At 44.7% G+C, this 18,611-nt stretch carries 16 protein-coding genes and 1 tRNA gene; 10 read left to right on the top strand and 7 right to left on the bottom strand.

All coding sequences use genetic code 11. The features are described from left to right. Positions 1-10: 10 nt before the first annotated feature. Together BST99_RS10370 and BST99_RS10365 are read right to left on the bottom strand one after the other, a co-directional pair. On the bottom strand, positions 11-454 hold the full coding sequence (locus BST99_RS10370; protein WP_105001742.1) for a DinB family protein: 444 nt from the start codon (positions 452-454) through the stop codon (positions 11-13). A gap of 10 nt (positions 455-464) precedes the next feature. After that, positions 465-1,475 (bottom strand): sugar phosphate isomerase/epimerase family protein, encoded by a 1,011-nt coding sequence (locus BST99_RS10365; RefSeq protein ID WP_105001741.1) that lies wholly within the window; start codon positions 1,473-1,475, stop codon positions 465-467. A 137-nt stretch (positions 1,476-1,612) separates the two neighbouring features. Between BST99_RS10365 and BST99_RS10360 the strand changes: the two genes are divergently transcribed. From BST99_RS10360 to BST99_RS10345, 4 genes are all read left to right on the top strand, one after another. Further along, positions 1,613-3,331: a GMC oxidoreductase gene (locus BST99_RS10360; RefSeq protein ID WP_105001740.1), complete on the top strand. Its 1,719-nt coding sequence runs from the start codon at positions 1,613-1,615 to the stop codon at positions 3,329-3,331. Then, complete coding sequence (locus BST99_RS10355) at positions 3,331-4,017, top strand: gluconate 2-dehydrogenase subunit 3 family protein (RefSeq protein ID WP_105001739.1); 687 nt, start codon at positions 3,331-3,333, stop codon at positions 4,015-4,017. The genes BST99_RS10360 and BST99_RS10355 overlap by 1 nt, the downstream gene beginning before the upstream one ends. Before the next feature lie 685 nt (positions 4,018-4,702). After that, complete coding sequence (locus BST99_RS10350; RefSeq protein WP_105001738.1) at positions 4,703-5,440, top strand: LytR/AlgR family response regulator transcription factor; 738 nt, start codon at positions 4,703-4,705, stop codon at positions 5,438-5,440. A gap of 7 nt (positions 5,441-5,447) precedes the next feature. Then, complete coding sequence (locus BST99_RS10345; RefSeq protein ID WP_105001737.1) at positions 5,448-7,088, top strand: sensor histidine kinase; 1,641 nt, start codon at positions 5,448-5,450, stop codon at positions 7,086-7,088. Here the strand turns inward: BST99_RS10345 and BST99_RS10340 are convergent. Then, positions 7,069-7,647 (bottom strand): DUF3109 family protein, encoded by a 579-nt coding sequence (locus BST99_RS10340; RefSeq protein WP_105001736.1) that lies wholly within the window; start codon positions 7,645-7,647, stop codon positions 7,069-7,071. The two genes, BST99_RS10345 and BST99_RS10340, sit on opposite strands and share 20 nt — an antisense overlap. 79 nt (positions 7,648-7,726) lie before the next feature. Between BST99_RS10340 and BST99_RS10335 the strand changes: the two genes are divergently transcribed. Beyond that, positions 7,727-8,113 carry a rhodanese-like domain-containing protein gene (locus BST99_RS10335; RefSeq protein ID WP_105001735.1) on the top strand — a complete coding sequence of 129 codons (387 nt, stop codon included), beginning with the start codon at positions 7,727-7,729 and terminating at the stop codon, positions 8,111-8,113. Here BST99_RS10335 and BST99_RS10330 read toward each other — a convergent pair. After that, positions 8,110-8,985, bottom strand: a complete 876-nt coding sequence (locus BST99_RS10330; protein WP_394335625.1) for a sterol desaturase family protein — start codon at positions 8,983-8,985, stop codon at positions 8,110-8,112. The two genes, BST99_RS10335 and BST99_RS10330, sit on opposite strands and share 4 nt — an antisense overlap. Before the next feature lie 315 nt (positions 8,986-9,300). Here BST99_RS10330 and BST99_RS15125 point away from each other — a divergent pair, with 315 nt between their 5' ends. The 5 genes from BST99_RS15125 to BST99_RS10305 all read left to right on the top strand — a co-directional run bounded on the left by BST99_RS15125 (position 9,301) and on the right by BST99_RS10305 (position 14,182). After that, positions 9,301-9,411: a YgaP-like transmembrane domain gene (locus BST99_RS15125; RefSeq protein WP_394335615.1), complete on the top strand. Its 111-nt coding sequence runs from the start codon at positions 9,301-9,303 to the stop codon at positions 9,409-9,411. Positions 9,412-9,434: 23 nt separating this feature from the next. Continuing rightward, a tRNA-Arg gene (locus BST99_RS10320) sits at positions 9,435-9,506 on the top strand. Positions 9,507-9,697: 191 nt separating this feature from the next. Further along, positions 9,698-10,861: a TolB family protein gene (locus BST99_RS10315; RefSeq protein WP_146106274.1), complete on the top strand. Its 1,164-nt coding sequence runs from the start codon at positions 9,698-9,700 to the stop codon at positions 10,859-10,861. A 154-nt stretch (positions 10,862-11,015) separates the two neighbouring features. Next, on the top strand, positions 11,016-12,641 hold the full coding sequence (locus BST99_RS10310) for a tetratricopeptide repeat protein (protein ID WP_105001732.1): 1,626 nt from the start codon (positions 11,016-11,018) through the stop codon (positions 12,639-12,641). Between the two features lie 20 nt (positions 12,642-12,661). Next, on the top strand, positions 12,662-14,182 hold the full coding sequence (locus BST99_RS10305; RefSeq protein WP_105001731.1) for a CHAT domain-containing protein: 1,521 nt from the start codon (positions 12,662-12,664) through the stop codon (positions 14,180-14,182). On the opposite strand, the gene BST99_RS10300 is transcribed toward BST99_RS10305, so the two are convergent. Genes BST99_RS10300 through BST99_RS10290 form a run of 3 tightly spaced genes read right to left on the bottom strand, consistent with a single transcriptional unit; the run spans position 14,169 to position 18,603 of the window. Then, a complete protein-coding gene (locus tag BST99_RS10300) occupies positions 14,169-17,255 on the bottom strand; it encodes a vWA domain-containing protein (protein ID WP_105001730.1) in 3,087 nt (1,028 codons plus the stop codon). The two genes, BST99_RS10305 and BST99_RS10300, sit on opposite strands and share 14 nt — an antisense overlap. A 20-nt stretch (positions 17,256-17,275) precedes the next feature. Then, positions 17,276-18,085 (bottom strand): hypothetical protein, encoded by an 810-nt coding sequence (locus tag BST99_RS10295; protein WP_146106273.1) that lies wholly within the window; start codon positions 18,083-18,085, stop codon positions 17,276-17,278. Positions 18,086-18,102: 17 nt separating this feature from the next. Then, positions 18,103-18,603 carry a hypothetical protein gene (locus BST99_RS10290; protein WP_105001728.1) on the bottom strand — a complete coding sequence of 167 codons (501 nt, stop codon included), beginning with the start codon at positions 18,601-18,603 and terminating at the stop codon, positions 18,103-18,105. Positions 18,604-18,611: the final 8 nt, after the last annotated feature.

Genomic DNA, 18,611 nt, shown 5'->3' with positions numbered 1-18,611 from the left:
TCCGGTTTGTTTATCGTTTGTAGAATATGTAATCCAGGGGTTGGGGGGTATGCCCAAGGGCCCGGAGTTCGGTCATGATTTGTCCGCGGTGGTGGGTTGAGTGATTGGTGATGTGAAATAAGATATCACTCATACTGTTGCTGAAGGTGCGGCCTTCTGTGCTCGTATAATCCACCCGCTGATCGAATTCGTCTCGGCCCGAGATGATTTCGAAGGTTGTTCTTTGGTTGTCGTAGTGCATCTCTTCCCACTCTTTGGCATCGTGCAACTGCCAAACCTCGAATTCAGAAGGAGTTTCTAAAATTCGGTGGTTCCAGATGTGATGAGCATTGAGGATATGACTGAACAGTTTATGGCTTTGCTCTGGCATGCTATCCAGGGCGATTAACTGTTCCATAATGGCTTTGTTACAATAGTAATTGTAGTCCAAAAGCTCTTGAAAAAACTGCTTCATAGAGTACCGCTTAGGCCTTTAGGTTTTTTGCAGCGCTAATTAACAATTTTTTGGTGGCAATGATTCCGTCTTCCTCACTTAAACGGTTTCCTTCGTATTCCACTCCCACAAATCCCTTGTATCCAGCGCTTTTAACAATGTCCATTACCCGGTAAAAATCGATTTTCGTCTCTTTGCCTTCTTCGTCAAAATCATAAGACTTGGCGCTTACCGCCTTGGCATAAGGCATGAGTTCATCGATTCCCTGGTAAATATCGTACTCTTCGACGCAGGGAGATTCGTAGTAGTCCCCATCGCGGCGTCGGACACAGAAGTTTCCGAAATCAGGCAGCGTTCCGCAATTGTCCATTGCAACTTCTTTCATGACTTCGGCAAGCAAACTGGCTTTAGAAGAAAGTCCTCCGTGATTTTCCACCAGGACGTTGATGTTTTTTGGTGCGGCGTAGCTACACAGGGCTTTGAGTCCTGCGATAGAGGCTTCTTTCCAAGTCGCTTCTTCTTGTACACCGTTGAGGTTGACGCGGATGGAGTGGCATCCTAAGGCCGCGGCTGCATCCACCCATTTGTAGTGGTTTTCGACCGCACTGTTGCGTTCCTCTTCAGAATTGGCGGCCAAATCTCCTTGCCCATCGATCATGATGAGCAGGTTTTGAAGGCCGTATTTTTTACTTTCCTCAAGCGATCTAGAGACAAAGGCCTCCATGGCTTCGGTTGAGAAATTGCTCTTTTCTAGTTCCGGATAGTACAGACCGCTCACGTATTCGAGGCCAGTAAAGCCCCAACCAGCGGCTTTTTCGGCAAAGGAATAGGGGTCGAGCCCTTCTTCGCGAATCATGCGGTTGATGGACCATTGGGCCAAGGACCATTGGAAGAGTTCTTCCTCCCCTTGGGCTTGGTTGTTCGCGTTGCCATCGGTCTCTTCTGGCGTTTTTTTGGAATCGTTTTTACAAGCGGTAAGACCGAGTAGACCTAAACCAACAGAAGCTTGAGCACTCTTGCCCAGGAAGTGACGTCGCAGCATAGCTATAAATTTCGAAGCAGTATATTCTAAGGAATGGAAGTGACGTTATTCTACAATATCGTCAACTTCTGACGCGAATAAATGTAGAAAATTTATTCTACTTTTAATACTTTTAGGAATTAATCAAAGCGCATTGCATGAGCAAATTTTTTTATAACGATGAACAGGAGAGCTACGACGCGATCGTAGTGGGTACTGGGATTAGCGGAGGATGGGCTGCCAAAGAACTCTGCGAGAACGGTTTAAAGACCTTGGTTCTGGAAAGAGGGCCCATGAAAGAACACCGCAAAGACTATCCAACGGCCTACAAAGACAGCTGGGATTTTCCTAACAACGGAGAGTTGTCTGCTGAGGATATGGCCAAGCAACAAAAGCAATCCCGAACGGGCTATACCACAAAAGCCCCTCACAACTTCTGGTTCGTCAATGACCTGGACCATCCGTACAACGAAGTAAAGCGCTTTGATTGGATGCGAGGATACCACGTAGGTGGACGTTCCATCATGTGGGGTCGCCACAGCTACCGCTGGAGCGAAATTGACTTTGCAGCAAACGCGAAAGAGAATTGGGCAATTGATTGGCCTGTTCGCTACAAGGATATTGCGCCTTGGTACGACAAGGTGGAGTCCTACATTGGCGTTGCGGGCGAAATGCTTGGTCTACCCCAACTTCCTGACGGCAAGTTCGAACCCATGATGGAGCTCAATTGTGTGGAGCAACACGTGCGGGAACAAGTGGCCGAAAAAATGGGGGGTCGTGTGATTACCGCCGGACGTGTCGCGCACATTACCAGTGATAAACAATTTAAAGGAGACGGGCGCGGACGTTGCCAATACCGTAACCGCTGTATTCGAGGATGTCCTTTTGGAGGATACTTCAGCAGTTTGTCTTCGACCCTTCCGGCCGCTGTCGATACCGGGAATATGACTCTGCGTGTGGATTCAATTGTACATGAAATCATGTATGATGCCGATACGCAGAAGGCGACCGGTGTAAAAGTAATTGACCGCGAAACCAAAGAAGAATACGAATTCAAAGCCAAGGTGGTCTTTCTCTGCGCTTCTGCAGTAGCCTCTACCTCGATTTTGATGCAATCCAAGTCGGACCGCTTCCCGAACGGAATGGGGAACGATTCAGGAGAGCTCGGACACAATATCATGGATCACCACTTCTTGGTGGGGGCCCGTGGTAAAATGGATGGCTTTGACGATAAATACTACAAAGGGCGCAAGCCGAACGGGATCTATATTCCTCGATTTAGAAACCTTGGAGGAAGCAGCGATATGCCGAACTTCAAGCGTGGATATGGGTATCAAGGGGGAGCTGGTCGTGGAGACTACGAAGACCTTGTTGCGGAAGCAGCTTACGGTTCAAACTACAAAGACGGTATTTTGAAGCCTGGGGGTTGGAACATGAATATGCTCGCTTTTGGGGAGATTTTACCTTACCACGAAAACAAGATGATGCTGGATTACGACAAGAAGGACCAGTGGGGCTTACCTACGGTAACTTTTGATGCCGAAATCAAGGAAAACGAGTTGGAAATGCGTAAAGATATGCAGGACCAAGCGGTTGCTATGCTGGAGAAATCTGGAGCTCGTGATATTGAACCTTATGACCGCACCTACGCGATCGGATTGGGAATTCACGAAATGGGAACGGCCCGTATGGGAAGAGACCCAAAGACTTCCGTGGTCAATGCACACAACCAATTACACGCGGTTAAAAACGTCTATGTTACCGATGGTGCCTTTATGACTTCTGCGAGTTGTGTCAACCCGTCGTTAACGTATATGGCGTTTACTGCCAGAGCAGCCAATCACGCTGCCGCTGAACTCAAAAAAGGAAACTTGTAATGAAAAGAAGAACCGTATTAAAGCATATGGGTGCTGGGTTGGGCTATGCGATGGCAGCACCAGCCGCATTCAGTATCCTACAGAGTTGTCAAGGCAAAGACCCTTTCGAGGGTTGGGCGCCCACTTTTTTAAGTGATGATGAAGGCCGAGGAGTGGCGCGTATGGTCGATATGATCTTGCCGAAAACGGACACACCAAGTGCAACAGAATTGGGAATCCACCAATTCATCGACACCTTTTGGACCGAAGTATCAGAGGAAGAAGATCAAGCATTTACTCGCATGATTATGGGGCATTTTAAAGAGGCCCTCTTTGCTGAGACTGGAGTAGAAAGCTTTGCAGACGTTAAAGACGAGGCTCTGGAATCCTTTATGGGGAAACACCTAGCCAAGCTCGATGAAGCCACAGAAAAGGCACATAAAGACATGTATAAGGCTTATTCAAAAGCCAAGTACCAACAAAAGATGGCCAAGGTATTAGGGCAAGAGCCTGGGCCTGATCCGAGCATGGATGCAGAAGTATCTCGCTACCTGTTTGCGACTTCTATCCGGGATTTGGCTACTTGGGGCTTTAAGAACCATCCGACCATTGCCAAAGAAGTACTGGCTTACGATCCTATTCCTGGTGGGTACATCGCCTGTGGAGATGTCGATGAGCTAACGGGCGGGAAGGCCTGGTCGTTGTAGACAAGACATTCTAAAGATTTGAACTCCTCTATCCATCGGGATGGGGGAGTTTTTTTGGTTTAAAAAAAGATTAACAAGCTGAAAGACAAGATATCGCGAGTCTTTTACGTTAGACTTTTAACCCAAATTACTTTTCTACATATGCTACTGGTAATCCTAAGCCGGCTCTTGCTTCAGCTTTACCGCACAAGAAGATAGACCAGCGCCCTTAATCGACTGGCCATGGAAAAATACATCATCTTTCTCGGGATTTACTTCGCTTTGCTTTCGTACAGCATGCTAAAGACCCACTTCAAAAAGTAAGGGGAGGGGGAAAAAGAAAACGGGCGTCTTTCCGGTCCAGCTTCTTATTCATTCAGATAGTTCCCCCCGAAACCTAAAATCCTAATGACAACTGTTCCTTCGCAGACGCCCGCTTTCTAATTTTTGCGATGGGTTTATAAGTAAACCGGCAGGTGAATTCATTATTTCGTTGTACGAATTTATTGGTCAGGCCTGTGGAATTCGGAATCTATGTATATCTGGACAGAAAATCTTTACAATTGGAGTTCAGAGGTGCTGATTTCCTTCAAACTGTCCAAAAACAGAGGCTTTCGGACGGATTATACCAATTAATCTTCCCTCAACACAAGGAAGTTTTCGTATTGATCTAAATCGACTACATTTATTTTAAACTTGAATGTAGATGGCCCTGCGCGCAATTTTAGTAGACGATGAACCCAATGCTCTTGAGAGTTTGACTTGGGAATTGGAACAATTTCCCGATCAAATACAGGTGATGCAGACTTTTACGGAGGCCGATCGTGCACTGGAATTCATGAGAACTCAACAGCCCGATTGCCTCTTTTTGGATATTGAAATGCCCCGTATGGATGGCTTTACCTTTATTCGGGAATTGGGAGAGCGTTCTTTTCCGGTTGTCATCACCACTGCTTACAACCAGTATGCTCTCCAGGCTTTGAAGAATGAGGCTATAGATTATCTGCTCAAGCCTATAGACGGTGATGATCTAAAGGACACCCTTGATAAGCTCACTCGTTTTCATAAAAAGAATAAGATTTCGGAACAGCTGGAGGAGTTACTTTTGGAAGTTAACCGCAGTGCTTTGGGTCAAAAGGTCACCATTCAAACCGATGGCCGTCTCTTATTTTTAGAGGCTGATCAAATTCATTATGCCGAATCAGACGGGAACTATACGACCTTGTTCTTGGCAGAGAATCAAAAAATAGTCCTGTCAAAAAAGCTCAAGGAAGTCAATCAGATGCTTCCAGAACGAAGTTTCTTCAGAGTACATAACTCCTATGTGGTCAATTTGGGCCAGATCAAGGAATACCTCAAATCAGATGGATATGTTATCTTACAGAGCGGGAAGAAGATTCCCGTATCTCGCCAGAAGAAATCTGACTTCCTCGATTTAATCTAAGCCTTGTATGCGTCAGAACTTTATCCTTTTACTTTTTCTTGGCTTTGTCGGTGTGCTTTATTCGCAGCGCAATCAGGAAATTAGTGAGGAAGAGTACGCAAAACTCGTATACAATTTATGTGTTGAAAGGCCTAAAAAGCAAAGCGAGATTGACGAGATTATGTATCCTTACCAATCCGACTTGCCTCGAATGGATATTCTATTGCAAGAAGCCTCCAAGAAGAACTACGAACCGGGCTTAATTTATGCTAGAACAGCCATTGGGCTTCAATTCAAGAACCTGGGCCTTAATCAGATGGCTGAGACTTACTTTATGGGTGCCATGAAGGCCTTCGATTCGGTCTCCGATCCGCTGACCTGGAACAGGATAAAGCTCCACTGTTCTCAAATAAACAGCCGTTTGAGTTCGAGTGTACGACAGGAAGTTTTTAGTGAGTTGACAACGGTATTTGATCGAAAAAAAGAAGAAGAGAAATACCTCTGGGCGGAGGCCACTTTGGCGGAAGGCTATAGCCTTTTGGAATTGAACCGCAGCGCGGAAGCACTTCTGAAACTCAAGGCCATTCAAAGGGAGATTGAAAACCTTGATCAGTTCAAGGAAAAGATGGATTTGTTGGAACTGCGAATTTATGCGAAGCAGAAGCGTTACCAAGACGCCTCTTACAAGGCCTACGACATGCTGCGGTTTGAACAGCTCAGCCTAAAATCTCGTTTGGAGGTTTATGGAATTCTTATTGATATCGAGAAATACCAAGGGACAGTTGATTTAACCGAAAGCTATACAGCCAAATACGATAGTCTTCAAGTGGTACTGGCGGATTCCAGTATGGGTGTTCTGGGTGAAACGGTACAGGACTATTCCTATACCATGATGAAACTCCAGGTAGATGATTTACAAGCCAAAAGAAACAGAACCTTGGTTATTGGAGGGATTTTAATCATGGGTCTTTTGGCCATGGTCCTTCTCAATATCTATAGGCAGTACCTTTCAAACAACGAAAAGCGGGTTTTAAGTCTGGAACAGAGTATGTTGAGGAGCCAGATGAATCCTCATTTCATTTTTAATTCCTTGAATTCCATTAAACAATTCATCATTGTTAACGAGAAGGAGAAGGCGGTACGTTACCTCAATAAATTTGCCAAATTGATGCGTAAGATCCTCGATGGATCCAGTCGAAGAGAGACGAGTTTAGCGGAAGAATTAGAAACCATAGATCTCTATCTCAAGATTGAAAACATGCGTTTTTCGAATGATATTGATGTCAATATACAGGTTGATCCCAACCTGAATACGGAATTGATCAAAGTCCCTTCGCTATTGATGCAGCCCTTTTTAGAAAATGCAATCTGGCATGGGCTTTCCGATAAGGATGGCGAAAAGAAGATTTGGATTCATGTAGAGAAAGAATCAGATGTGCGGATGCGTATCAGCATCACCGATAATGGGATAGGCCGGGAGAGAGCGGAGCAAAAGAAGGTTAAACGTACCCATAAGCGCAATTCCGTTGGATTGACAAATACGCGGGAACGCCTGCATCATTTTGCCCGGAATTACGAAAAGGACTTCGAATTGGAATTTATTGATTTGAAAACGGAATCAGGGGAGTCTTCCGGAACCGAAGTTGTTCTTAGGATCCCTTTAGCTTAAAAGCCTCAGCGGCTTCTTCCAACTCTGCGTACCACTGTTCTCCAAACCGACGAATCAATGCTTTTTTGACAAATTTATAGATCGGCATTTGGAGCTCGTCACCGAGTTGACAAGCCGGATCGCAGATATCCCAGCGATGATAATTGACGGCCGCAAAACTGGAGTATTGGGTTACCCGGACCGGGTATAAATGACAAGAAACAGGTTTAAGCCAATCAATGGCACCTGCTTGATGGGCTTTTTCGATTCCGCATAGAGCGGTTCCTTTTTCGTCGAATATGGTGTAGGCACATTCCTCTCCATTGACTAGGGGTGTTTCCCAGTCTCCATCAACGCCCTTGACATAAGGCCCTTGCTCATCCAAAGCCTTCAAACCCTTTTCGTTCAGAAAGGGGCGTACAGCTTCCGCAATCTCCTCTAGTTTTTTGGTTTCTTCCTCTTCCAGAGGGGCTCCATAGGCTCCTTGCACACAACAGGCGCCTTTGCATCGACTGAGATCACAAACAAAGGCCTGGTCAATGAGATCTTCCGAAACCAGGGTTTTATCGATTTGAATCACCTTTTTCGTTTTGGCAAAAATAGCGAAGCTTTACAGAGCTCAGAAAGAATCCCTAATTTCAAGTCTTAAACTAATTTTTATGCACTCTTTATTGAAGCGCTTTATTGTGCTATTGCTGTTTATGCAAGTGAGTTTGGTATGCTGTCAATCGGCAGGTGCAGAAGCTCAGATTGTCAACAAGGAAAAAGTCTCCTCCTTACTTCGACAGGTGGAAGAGGGGAGTGCTAAACTTTTGGATGTGCGCACGCCGGAAGAGTTTAATCGGGGCGCGATTCCAGGAGCCCTGAATTTGGATATTCGCTCAGAAGAATTTTCGGAACAGTTGGAGCATCTGGACAAAGACAAGCCGGTCATTCTTTATTGTCAATCCGGTTTTAGATCGAATAAGGCAGCGGGAATACTTCTGTCTTTAGGATTTACACAGGTTTTGGATTATAAAGGCGGTTACAGCGACTGGTACCGTTAGGTTTTTTTTCTTCTAAATCCATGGCGAAGTTGCCCCCAGAAACCTGTAGGCATTTGGTGGTCTCCAGGAAAGCCCAAGGCTACTTTTCCGCTGGTTTCTGGAATGTGGTGGGTGCCAAAAAGATAGTCCCATAAACTTAGGCTGATGCCAAAATTGACTCCAAAACGACCTTTGGGCAGTTCGTACGCATGGTGGTACAAATGCATTACCGGGTTGTTTAATACATAGCGTAAGGGCCCCCAATCCAATTTGATGTTGGCGTGGTTGAGGTGGCCAATGGTTATGGCTGCAAAGTGAACGATATAGGCCTGCTCGGGCTCAAATCCTCCTAATAGCATTACTCCAAGAGTTTTTAAGGGCTTGTATAGGACATTTTCCATCCAGTGGTAGCGCAAATGAGCGGCAAATCCCATTTCTTTTACGCTGTGATGGACCTGATGAAAACGCCATAAAAATTCAATTCGGTGTAGAAGTACATGGGTAAGCCATTGCACAAAATCGAGGAGTACAAAGAAGACGAGGAGTTGCACGACAGGGGGCCATTCTTTCAAGGGCAGGAGTGCCAGGGAAGTCGAACGGATTCCCATTTCTGAAAAGAAGTATCCGAGGAGCTTGTAAAAGCCACTGATGGCAATGGAGAACAGAAAGAAATTGAAAAACATGTAGAATCCATCCAAAAAGAAATCTTTTCGAAGCACTTTCTGTTCCTTTCTCCAGGGAAATAGAATTTCTGCGGCCCAAACCAGTAATGAAATCAGGATAAGACCATAGAAGTAATTCTGGTACCAGGGTACCTGGCCGAGAATTGACTTCCAGGTATAGGAAGCCTGGTTTTCGACACTTCCCCAAAACAGTTCTGCAAGTTGTTGAATTTCCATAGCACTTATAGCAAAGATAAAGTTCAGCTTTCTTTTTTTGGGTTTGTGTATTTTAGGCTACGTTTTTAGCCTAAATTCCATTTAATTTGCATTCGTGAATTCAGAATGCCTTTTTAAGATGTTTAAAATTTTTTTGGTCTGCATAGGCTGCTTGGCCCTTGTTGCATCTGCCGTTCTGGTCTTACAGCATTTTGAACTTCTAAATCATCCGACATGAAAAGGAACATGGGCAATTTGGACCGTGCCATTCGGCTGTTAATTGTGATTGCTATCACTGTTTTAGACTACACAGGTATCATTTGAGGTACATTGTTATACATTTTATTGGGTTTGGCTGGGGTGTATATTCTGAGCAGCCTCTTCGCTTTTTGTCCCCTTTATACCTTAGCAGGTGTAAGTACCCATAAGGTTAAGCAATAAGCGTATTTTTAGAAACTTCATTCAGCCCTGTAGTTCAATGGATAGAATAGAAGTTTCCTAAACTTTTGATGCAAGTTCGATTCTTGCCGGGGCTACAAAATAAGCGCAGGCCGAATAGTAGCGTACATTGCACGAGAAAAACGAAAAAAGGGAGCCAAAGGTTTCTTTTTTCGTTTATAGTGGTGCTTGGCGTAGCCAATGGCCTGCATTTTCAACATGAGGTCCAAAAGAAGAACCGAGTTCAATCTTGCCGGTGCAAGCCGAATACTACCGTAAATTGCACTTCATGATTAAAAATTATCTCTCCTTCGTTCTATTTCTTGCACTGATGAGCTGTAAGCAATCAGCTCAAGTGACTGATGTTTTTGGACAGCATTTTCCCGATTCCATTCCTGTAGTCTTTGCCCCCGATATTATTTCTAAAGAAGGTAGGTTGGAGCACGGAATTTCATTCAGCCCGGACAACCAGCAATTGATATTTGGAGTGCTGAATGAGGACGATTTTAGTGGTACACTCTTTCATTCTGAATGGGCTGATAACAATTGGGTTGACCCTCTTGTTTTTGAACCTTTAATAGACAAGAGCGCGTTTCTTCCCTATTTTTCGCCGGACGGAAACTCCCTATTATTTGCACAAAGTAGCTCCAAAACAGATTTTTACCTTACCGATATCTGGGTCATGGATAAGGAAAATGATCAATGGGGTATTTCAACAAAAATAGAGGCCCCGATTAGTTCATTGGCCAGGGAATCGTCAGCTTCTTTTACCTCGGATGGCACTATTTATTTTTCATCTAACCGAGATGGAAATGGCTTGGCTGATATCTATTTTTCAAGACTAGATAACGGCAAGTATTTAACTGCTGAACGTATTGATTCTGTATCAACGGAGCGAGATGAAGAGAGTGTTTTTATTTCGCCTGATGAGCGTTATATGGTCTTGAGCAGGTATGTAGCCAATGACAACCCTCCAGATCTTTTTATTAGTTACAGAGATTCCAATGGAAATTGGACAAAGCCAAGATCATTGGATGCATCGATTAATACCGGCGATTGGGAAAGAAGACCATTTGTTAGTTCCGACCATAATTTTCTGTTTTTTACTCGCTTAGAAATAGATGAATTCAACTTATCTGAATCGGACATTTATTGGGTAAATACTTCCAAAGTATTTAAGCCCTTTATTTACAACCCGCTTTCTCCCAAGACATTGCAAGTCGATGAGCAATTTGAAATACAAATTCCGGCAGATTATTTTAAAGACATAGATGACAAAGAATTGGCCTTACGTATTCGTCCCCATCAACTGGACTGGTTGGAATTTGATCGTGAAAGGATGAAGTTGTCAGGAACCCCAACTCAGCCCGGGGATTTTGAACTGATTATTAGCGCGGAAGATGATTTTTTGAATAGGACCGAGGACAGGATAAAAATTACAGTTCAAAATTAAGCGCTGAGAGGAAAGATGAACCCTATGATAAGTGGTTCCGTATAACTGGAGTCAAGAGTGTTTGTAGTCTTATAATACGAAAAAGGGGGAGCTCAGCGCCCCTTTTTTTCGGATTAATCCTTAATTTGGAAGACACTGACCAAAATCACACAGAATGCCCATTCGGACGACCTGTACCCTCTTTCTTTTGGTGCTTGCATCTGCTTTTAGTAGGGCCCAAGAAGACCCCAAAATTCTCGTCGAGCGCCTGGAGGACGCTGATTCCATTTACTTCGATTCCTATTTATACTCAGGACACAAGGGACTAAAGGAAGCCTTGGAATTTTTCTTGGTTGAAAAAGAGAAGAGTACAGAGGTGAATCCAGTCCTTGAAGCCAAAATTTTAGGAGCTCAGGGAATGATTGCGGCTGAAAATCGGGACTATAAAAAGGGGATAGAACTGGCCAAACAAGGGCGGAAGTGGGCCAATCAAGCTGGTGCCGATAAAGCGCGCCTAATGGGACAGCTCTATTTGAACGCACAACAGTATTGGGCCTATGAGCACGAGCAAGATTCCGTTTTGCTCTATTCTGATCTGGCGGTCAAGAGTTTGAAGGAAGCCCTTGGTCCTCATCACAAATCCATTTCTATTTCTTTGTTCGAAAAAGGGAATGCGCTCGCTAATAAAGGAGAGAGTCGAAAAGGAATCGAAGTCAAAAGGGAGGCGATTGCCAATAATATCGCTTATCAGGGTGAGTTCAACAAATTAGCGGCTATTCAGGAGCACCAATTGGCCAATACCTTTGATCACTTGGGCTACTACTGGTTAGAACTGGACTGTTATAAGAATGTGGTCCGTCGCTGGGAAGGGATGCCGGAAGAAAAGGACCGCAGTTACCTAAATATTGCACTCGGAGCGATGTCGGTCTGGTACAGCCAACATGGAGATTACAAAAGGGCCGAACAGTACATCTTAAAAGCCAAGCAACTGGTAAATGAAAACAAAGAGAGTATAGAAAAGTACTGGTTTAATGAAACATTTAAGGGTCGAACCCAGATGGGTTTGTGGTACAATCAGGCTCGTTTGGCTTTGATGAAGAAGGATACGGCTTCAGCGATTGACTTTACTCAAAAATCCCTTGATTTTATTGAAAATTTTGACAAAGAAGACCCGGCCAATAATCCTAGGGACTTGCCTTATTTTTTTGACTTTGTCCGGAATTATCACATGGCCAACCTCCGCAGGATGGCGGATTTGTTGAAAAACAAGGATCCAGAAGAAGCAGTGAGGTATACCCAAAAAATTCTAACGGTTACCAAAGAAGGAGATGTGACTCAATTTATCTTAGGAGATAAGTTACTGCTGATCGATTATCACTTGAATAAATCAGAGACGGGAAAAGCTTTGGAACTCACCAATTCTTGGATGGATTATGCGCGGACAAGGAAAGACAGCTATAGTCTTATTCACTTTTACGACAAGCTGGCTGGGATACAGCATAGGAGGGAGGAATATTCTGCTGTCGATGACTCTTACAAGGCAGCGATTCACCTCATGCTTCGGGATACAAGTCAGCGCGTAGCCTTAGACAAGATCGAATTTGACGATATCAAACCTTATAGGAGTCAATCTGTTTTGGATTTTTTGATTGAAGCCAGCGACCGTTATCAGACCATGCCTAAGCTTAAGGAGGTAGAAAAGTCTAATGAAAAAGGAAAGAATATATCACTTTTGGCGGCCGATATTTTTGAGGAAGCTTTAGTCATCTTCCTTTTAACGACCAAAAATACCAGACGGTAACCCGTTTACATGAACAGCTCTTGCGCGCCAATCTGGGGGCCGGTCAGGACCAACTGGAATCAGGAATAGAAAGAGTTATAAAAAACCAATCCAAAACCGTCTGGAAGCGTTTTTTGGGGAGCCAACAAAGAAAGAACCTCAATATTCCTGATTCTCTTCTCAAACGAGAAGATGGGCTGCGCTCGGAGCTCTATTTCATCAAAAAACAGCTCTATTTAAATCAGATTAAGGACGAAGAAAAGATTGCCTTATTCAAAGCCCAGATGTCCACAGTAGAGTCTGACCTGGAAGAGCTTGAAAAATGGTATGCCCAGAAGTATCCGGCCTACTTTGCCCAAAGATCCCAATCTTTTAATTTAAAAGAGGTGATTAGCTCTTTGCAAGAGGGTCAAGGAATTATCCAATACGTCCTAGGCGATCAGAATTTATATGCTTTTTTGCTGACTCGTTCTGGTATTCAGTTGCGGCAACTTACGACTAAAGAGCAAGTGGAGGATCAGCTAGCCCCCCTTTTGGAGAGGCTCCGAAACCCAGGTCTGGGTGGGTATAACCAAAAAGCCGCGGAGGTCTTCGGAATCTTACTTCAGGACCTTTTGGAGAAAGAAAGTCTTAATCAATTGGTCGTTATCCCGGATGGTCCCCTTTATTTCTTGCCTTTTGAAGCCTTGGTTGACTCAAATGGAGACTATCTGGTGGAGCATCTTGAAATGAGTTATACCCCTTCCCTTCTTTTGTGGAAGGAACAGAGAAGGGCAAGTCCTTCTGATAAAAGACTCATCGGGGTCTTTGCACCAAAATATTATGATGAATCTGTTAATATCCTTAATCGCGGGAGTTATGGGGCACTTGTGGGGGCCAGCTATGAAGCCGAAACCATTGCAGATCTATTCCCCTCTGAGGTGTTTATCGGAGATCAAGCAAATATTGGCAAGTTCAAAACAAAAGCCATGGATTACCAAGTTTTGCATTTGGCGATGCATTCTACGATTAATAATATCGATGGGGAATTCTCTAGCTTAATTTTTGCACCTGACCAGGATGGCACCAGTGAACTTTATGTGTCTGAGCTTTACAATTTGCGTTTAAATGCTGATTTGGCAGTACTTAGTGCCTGTAATACGGGTTCTGGCGAACTGGTCAGAGGAGAAGGTCTGGTCAATGCTTCTCGTGCCTTTACCTATGCCGGAGTACCTAGTTTAGTCGCGAGTCTTTGGGAGATTCCCGACAAAAATACTTCGGAGATCATGGTGAATTTTTACCGGGGTCTCAAAGATGGACTTAGCAAGGGTGAAGCTTTGCGAAAAGCAAAGCTGGAATACCTAAAAAGTACGGATAATTCCCGATTAAAACACCCCTATTATTGGGCTGGGGTTGTTTTGTTGGGGGATACAGCTCCCATTGACCTCAAGGGTACCAACTACTGGTGGATAGTCGCTTTTTTTCCTCTACTGTTGTTTGTGGTTTTATTATACATAAACCCAGAACTCAGAAAGGCAGTAGGTCATCCCGTTCGGTCCTTATTTCGACTTAACCACAACTAAAAGGACTTTTTGAATTGGACATCATCCCGATGAGGGATTCCAATCCGGCAAATACGGCTCCGGCATTCCCAAACATGGCGAAAACAATCTCCTTATAAACTTCACAGGCTAGAATCTGCAATTCTCTTTTAATCCGATCGTCCATACCAGCGGTATCCATGACCACAATGGTTTGGGTGACAATACCGTAGATTTTAGCCAGGGTAACACCGTATTTGGCTACAATGGCCAGGGAAACTCCCGCGGCAGGATTAGCAAACATGGTTGCCCTACCCGCTGATGCGATGGTTACAATACGTTCCAGAATACCCACAATATTCATCATGATCGACATACCCTCTTCGAATTGAGGATCCATCGGGATGGGGTTTTTACCCCCTCCGGTTCCGTCGAAAAGCATCCCGTAGAGTTCCCCGCTTTTGGGGTTTATCTGCCAGTAAGCTAAGGAGCTTAGGTTTTGATCGAATACCGTGTATTGCTTATTCGGGAAGAGACGCTTCCGCATTCCAGAGGTGGAAATCCTTTTTTGTAAACTCTGGGCTTTCTCTTTGTCCTCGATTTCATTCAAACCAATATTGGATATTAAAGAAGACTTTTCAAGTGAAGAATAGGTGGAGTTTTTGAAGAGAATGTGTTCTCGTAAGGCGAGCTGGGCAGTGATGGCTGCCGTTTTTTTGAACTCTTCTTTGGGGTCTTTGCCCAAGGTTCTGTAATTCGAAGAAAGAAAGTAATCATAGCTGTTACTCCCTGCCTGATCTTCTACGGGCCAAAGGGTTTTTACCAGGGCAAAACGATATCCAGCGACAAAGGTTAGTCCCTTGCTGGGGTTTGTATCTTTGGGCTGGGTAAGTAAGGAAAGCATGGAGCCCGAAAGCTTAGCGCTTCCTTTCTCAAACTCTTCCTTGGCCTCCTTCAATTGACCAGACATAAAGGCTTCTCCCCATTTCCGATTGCTCAGTTGGGCCTTCAAGACATCCGTGAGCGCTGTCGCCATCGTGGGGCCTTCCGATTCTATATACAATTGAGCTCCGCCGAGTAAAAAGCCCCGTACTTCATTTCTCATTTCTCGGAAACTCTTTTTCAGGCCGCGTTTGTTGTAAACCAATTTCTCGATTTGAATCTCGTCGGCTCCGGCCAACACCTTGGTCCAGGAGTATCTGTAGCCCATGCTGACCTTCAGGTGCAGGGATATCAGCCCACCTTCTGCAGGGTGCGCAGCGCCAAATTCATAAGGTGCCTCCGCTGTTAAGGAGGATTTTTGCAATTCGACCTTCGCCATGTGCTCCGATCGAGAGCTGCTGTTGAATTCCAAGATGTAGGGTGGAATTTCCATTTGTTCTACATAAGCAATGAGGCGCTGCAGAACGACCTCCTGATCTTTGGCCGGAAGGACTTCTCCGCCCGTTAAGCGGGCCATATGTCCAAAGCTTTCGGATTGGTTCTCTTCTACATCGAGAATCAGAGCCGGTGCTCCGGTCGCATAGATAACCGCGTCTTCCTCATTGAGTTTGTCCGAGTTATGCCCATCCGTACAATAGAGAATAAGATCTACATTTTCTTGAGATGCCTTCAATAAGGAAGAATACAATGCACTCGTTGTTGACCAGAACTTTACCTCGGCGGCAGGATATTTTTGGCGAACCCCCTCTTCCAAACGGGTGTTGAAGGCCTTCATATAAGTACCTCGGTACGTATGGGGCATGCTTAAGGAAGAATCTGAAAGAATGAGGATTTTTGGTTTTAACTGGTTGTTTCTGAGGATTGCCTGGACCGTTTGACCATCCTCTTTTACCAGAAAATCCGTCGTTTGTAAACCTTCAACCGGCTTCCCCGTTTTATCCTTGGCAAAAACTTCGAGACGGACTCTTGGAAAGCTGAAGGCTTTGGCTTTGCATTCAAGCGAGGCCACATCACTTACTGTAGCCGAAGGTGCGTTCTTGAGAATCTCCTCCAAGGTGGGGCCTTTTTCAGGATTGATTGCTATTTGATCCCCTTCGATCGTAATCGGCTCGCCCAGAAATGAATTTTCTTCCAAGAAAGACCTTTCCGCATCTACCCCTTGTAAAGAGAAGGAGGGAGTGAAAAAAGAAATTTGGTTGATACTTTTTGTCGATATTTCGCTAATCGTTAAGTCTTTCAGAAAAGCAATGTTCACTTGTTTCCCCAGTAAATCGAGCAATTCCCATTCTCCTTTCAAAAGAGAAATTTTTTCACGAGGGTCACGGGAATGTCTTCCGATCAATTCAAGCTTGATCTTATCTTTGCTGATGGAAGTAAGTCCACCACTGTAGGTTTTTGCCGATGGATTGCGCAATTGGCCAAAATCGACCTTAGGATCAAGTAAGTGAGCATACTTTTCTTGCCCATCTTGCTTGAATTTGACAGTCGCTACCTGACTTTCAGCCCAGCGAATCTTCTGTTTTTCTACCTGGTCTTCCCAGGCCACATTTTTTAAAATGTCCTTACTGAGTTTAGCCGCTTCTTGGTCAATTTCTTCGTGCAAGTCGACTTTTTCATCGGAGACTTCCAACTGATCAAACCAGCGTTCAAATTGGGCATCACTGATATTGGGGGCAAAATCGGTTTCGTAATCCCGCAAGTAGCAATCGATTAATTGCTCTTCGGTTAAATCACAAGACTCCATGATTACTTCTGCCTCCATTCCAATCTCCTGAAAGAGTTGGGTAAGGAGTTCTGCTTTTTCACGTAGGGTAGCCTTTCCGGTTCGCATTACCCCTGGAATTCCATGTTTCATGGCTTTTCCTTCATACCTTAAATCAGGTGAAGAAGGAATCAATACGATTTCGTCACGGACATAATTAAATAGGGCTTCCGGATCTTTAGCCTTGACCAAACGCCGGATCCTTCCAGGGTGAAAATCCGGGCTGCTTTCGAGTGCGATGAGGAGTTCCTCCCAGATTTTAAAGGGAACCATTCCGCTTCCTTCAATCAAGGGCAGTTGGTCCTTTTTACAGGATTCCAGTAAGCTGAGGGGCAAGCTGGCGGCCATGCTGCCGAGTACCATTTGTACTAGAAATTTTCTTCGGTCTTTATCAAAGTGGGTAGGGGTCATCTCATTTACCTTATTGGGGCTTACTCAGGCAATTGAATATGGTATTCACTGGCCATGATCTCCTTTAGCTGAAAGCCGAGGGGTTGACCATTGGGCTGGGCGTAGACTTCTTTAAGCACGAGAATACCTTGATCGAGCACTTCGCCATAGTCCGTGCGGTAGGGCATTCCCAGTTCGGGAAGTAGTCGATCGATATAATACAATTCATGGGTGGCCAAGCGGGTCTTGGCCAAATACAGGTCTGCCTTTTCCTCAGTCTTGGGGTATTGCCGTTGGTAGTGGACTCCTCGGTGACTTTTCTGGTAGTATTTATTGGGGCCAAACTCTTTGGTCTCCTCCTTCTTGGTCCAAAAGGCTTCGAAGTCTGCTTGCGCATAAGGCCTTGTTTGGGTGTAATAATGGTGCTTATGTAGATGGTGTACGAGCAATTTCTTTTTCCCAAACTCATCGGTAAAACCCTGTAAAACAAGGCCGTTTGGACGAAGGATTAACCAATCGGTCATCTCGTCCTGAAATCCCGTTAGGTACTTTTCTAACAAGATGCTGCCACTTTCGGGGTCGAGGTAAAAACCGAACTCCTTTGGAGCTTCGGTTTCTGGGGTTATTAGCTCAAAATGGTAGGATTCTGAAAAATAGAATTGTCCATCTTGGGGCTTCCAATTTTCTTCCCGGTAGGTATTGCTTAGGGTTGCTGAAGAATCGATCGGTACCGGGACTTCTCTAGTGACCGGCGAATCCTCACTGACCTTGGAAGGGATGTTTGACTGCTTTTTATTACAAGCAAACAGCCCTGTAAGCAAGACGAATAGAAATAGAGAAAATGGTTTCATAGGCAAAATCAAGACCGCTACAACTTGTAGTGTTTAGCCATTGCTATGGCCAAATCTTTAATTTCTTTTCCATTATCACTTAGTTTTCCGGTGCTTGGAGGAACCATGGAGTACATGACTCTTTCTTTGAGAACCAGGAGTTGTCGTTGGTAGGCCAAATAAACTGCTTTCTCTCCCAGACCATCGACCTTCTGATACGCACTGGGATTTCTCTCCGGTTTGTACTGAAAGAAGGGGTTGCTGGTTTTGACCGCCCAAGCCTGAACTTGGCCTTGTACAAAATTGTGCTCTTTTTTGCCATAGCGGACTTTGATGAGGCATCCCCTGTCCAGGCCAGACCCCTTCATCTTCTCGGTTTCGATTTGCTTGCCATAAGGATGGTAACTCATAATAAGTTCAGCTGGAATGTTAGCACATAGACTGGTGTTCATTTCCGCAACTTTATTGGCCATATTTTCTTGAAACAATGGCACCTCCTCCTCTTCCGTTGAAGCCTCTTGTTCATGTGTACCACCCATGCAACAGC

Origin of the sequence: Aureicoccus marinus, from assembly GCF_002954325.1 — a bacterium.
In the GTDB taxonomy this organism is placed as follows: Bacteria; Bacteroidota; Bacteroidia; order Flavobacteriales; family Flavobacteriaceae; genus Aureicoccus; species Aureicoccus marinus.
Note: the sequence above shows the minus strand (reverse complement) of the source record. Positions and strands in the feature narration are given on the sequence as shown.

Excerpts from the sequence above, each read along its gene's own strand:
- BST99_RS10345 (WP_105001737.1), top strand. The coding sequence starts at position 5,448 with ATGCGTCAGAACTTTATCCTTTTACTTTTTCTTGGCTTTGTCGGTGTG.
- BST99_RS10310 (WP_105001732.1), top strand. The coding sequence starts at position 11,016 with ATGCCCATTCGGACGACCTGTACCCTCTTTCTTTTGGTGCTTGCATCT.
- BST99_RS10300 (WP_105001730.1), bottom strand. The coding sequence starts at position 17,255 with ATGACCCCTACCCACTTTGATAAAGACCGAAGAAAATTTCTAGTACAA.
- BST99_RS10335 (WP_105001735.1), top strand. The coding sequence starts at position 7,727 with ATGCACTCTTTATTGAAGCGCTTTATTGTGCTATTGCTGTTTATGCAA.
- BST99_RS10370 (WP_105001742.1), bottom strand. The coding sequence starts at position 454 with ATGAAGCAGTTTTTTCAAGAGCTTTTGGACTACAATTACTATTGTAAC.
- BST99_RS10290 (WP_105001728.1), bottom strand. The coding sequence starts at position 18,603 with ATGGGTGGTACACATGAACAAGAGGCTTCAACGGAAGAGGAGGAGGTG.
- BST99_RS10365 (WP_105001741.1), bottom strand. The coding sequence starts at position 1,475 with ATGCTGCGACGTCACTTCCTGGGCAAGAGTGCTCAAGCTTCTGTTGGT.
- BST99_RS10350 (WP_105001738.1), top strand. The coding sequence starts at position 4,703 with ATGGCCCTGCGCGCAATTTTAGTAGACGATGAACCCAATGCTCTTGAG.
- BST99_RS10355 (WP_105001739.1), top strand. The coding sequence starts at position 3,331 with ATGAAAAGAAGAACCGTATTAAAGCATATGGGTGCTGGGTTGGGCTAT.
- BST99_RS10315 (WP_146106274.1), top strand. The coding sequence starts at position 9,698 with ATGATTAAAAATTATCTCTCCTTCGTTCTATTTCTTGCACTGATGAGC.
- BST99_RS10360 (WP_105001740.1), top strand. The coding sequence starts at position 1,613 with ATGAGCAAATTTTTTTATAACGATGAACAGGAGAGCTACGACGCGATC.
- BST99_RS10295 (WP_146106273.1), bottom strand. The coding sequence starts at position 18,085 with ATGAAACCATTTTCTCTATTTCTATTCGTCTTGCTTACAGGGCTGTTT.